We start from the raw sequence: 517 nt of genomic DNA on the forward strand, positions 1-517 counted from the left end.
GTGAATGGTGTCACGCCGCCAGCGGTGCAGCACCTGACCGCAGAAGTCACTGCAGACAGCGGGGAATATCAGGTGCTGGCGCGATGGGACACACCGAAGGTGGTGAAGGGCGTGAGTTTCCTGCTCCGTCTGACCGTAACAGCGGACGACGGCAGTGAGCGGCTGGTCAGCACGGCCCGGACGACGGAAACCACATACCGCTTCACGCAACTGGCGCTGGGGAACTACAGGCTGACAGTCCGGGCGGTAAATGCGTGGGGGCAGCAGGGCGATCCGGCGTCGGTATCGTTCCGGATTGCCGCACCGGCAGCACCGTCGAGGATTGAGCTGACGCCGGGCTATTTTCAGATAACCGCCACGCCGCATCTTGCCGTTTATGACCCGACGGTACAGTTTGAGTTCTGGTTCTCGGAAAAGCAGATTGCGGATATCAGACAGGTTGAAACCAGCACGCGTTATCTTGGTACGGCGCTGTACTGGATAGCCGCCAGTATCAATATCAAACCGGGCCATGATT

The 517-nt window shown here is 59.6% G+C and carries 1 protein-coding gene; it reads left to right on the forward strand.

The window, feature by feature from the left end; all coding sequences use genetic code 11:
- On the forward strand, positions 1-517 hold a 517-nt coding region (locus tag ACTHSL_RS12895), incomplete at both ends, for a phage tail tip protein J-related protein (protein WP_440381688.1).

It is taken from the genome of Neisseria sp. P0008.S010, from assembly GCF_051962715.1.
Lineage (GTDB): Bacteria > Pseudomonadota > Gammaproteobacteria > Burkholderiales > Neisseriaceae > Neisseria > Neisseria elongata.